The organism is Novosphingobium sp. B-7 (assembly GCF_000410615.1).
Classification (GTDB): domain Bacteria; phylum Pseudomonadota; class Alphaproteobacteria; order Sphingomonadales; family Sphingomonadaceae; genus Novosphingobium; species Novosphingobium capsulatum.
Genome location: NZ_KE148518.1, coordinates 1 through 1373 on the forward strand (window position 1 = coordinate 1; position 1373 = coordinate 1373).

A 1373-nucleotide genomic window follows, 5' to 3' on the forward strand; every position below is an offset into this window, starting at 1 on the left:
GGCGCTGGCCCGCCCGGCCATTGCCCCGCCCGAACCGTGGGTCTTGCCGCCCGGCGCCGCGATCACGCCCACCGGCGCTGGCGCCCAGGGCGCCGCCACGATCGACCTGCTGATCGATGAGCAGGCGCGCCTGATCGATGGCGGCAGCAGCGTCTATCGCGCCAACCGCTTTCGCATTGCCACCACCCAGGGGTTGGACGATGCCGCCCTGCAATTGAGCTGGGACCCCAGCCTCGAAACGCTGACGCTGCACCGCTATCGCATCCTGCGCGGCGATAGCGTGATCGACCTGCTGGGCGATGGCAGCGCCCTTTCCGTGGTGCGCCGCGAAAAGAACCTCGAAGACGCGATGCTCGATGGCAAGCTGACCGCCACGCTCCAGCCCGATGACCTGCGCGTGGGCGACGTGATCGATGTTGCCTATACCCGCACGCGCCGCGATCCAGCGATCGGCGGCCGCGCCGAACTGGTGATGGGCCCGGCAGACGGTTTCCCGCTGGGCCACTATCGCCTGAGGATGACCTGGCCGGTGGGCCGCGCGGTGCAATGGCGCGCCTGGCCCGGCGTGGTGCAGCCCAAGCTGACGCGGCAGGGCGACACGATGGAACTGCTGGCCGAACGCAGCGACTTTTCCACCGAGCGGGCGCCCAGCGGCGCGCCCGCGCGCTTTGGTCTGGTCAACCTGGTGGAGCTGACCGAATTTGCCGATTGGCCCAGCGTCTCGCGCACCGGCCACGCCCTGTTCGAAACCGCCGAAACGCTCAAACCCGATAGCCCGCTCAAGGCCGAGATCGCGCGCATTGCCGCCGCCAGCGCCGATCCGGTGCGCCGCGCCGAACTGGCCCTGGCCCTGGTGCAGGAACAGGTGCGCTATCTGTTCATCGGCATGAACGATGGCGGTTTCGTGCCCGCCCCGGCAGACCTGACGTGGCAGCGCCGCTTTGGCGATTGCAAGGGCAAGACCGCACTGCTGGTGGCACTGCTCAAGGGACTGGGCATCGCGGCACGGCCGGTCTTTGTCGATACCGACAGCGGCGATGCCGTGGCCGCGCGGCTGCCGGCGATGAACCTGTTCGATCACGTGCTGGTCGAGGCGCAGATCGGCGGGCGCAGCTATTGGCTGGACGGCACGCGCCAGGGCGATAGCCGGCTCGACCGGCTGGAAGTGCCGAATTACACCAGTGGCCTGCCCACCACGGCGCAAGGCAGCGGCTTGGTGGCGATGGTGCCGCCCGCGCCCAGCGCGCCGCAGGTGGTGACCAGCCTTGCGCTCGATGCCTCGGCCGGGGTGGAGGTGCCCGCCCCGGCGCGGGCGGAAATGCGCGCGCGCGGCGATACGGCGGCGCGCTGGCGGGTGAAAAATGCCGGCCTGG

Annotated in this window: 1 protein-coding gene; it reads left to right on the forward strand. The window is 70.1% G+C overall.

Annotated features, from left to right (window positions below; translation table 11 throughout):
• On the forward strand, positions 1-1373 hold a 1373-nt coding region (locus H926_RS35350; protein ID WP_371256334.1), incomplete at both ends, for a DUF3857 domain-containing transglutaminase family protein.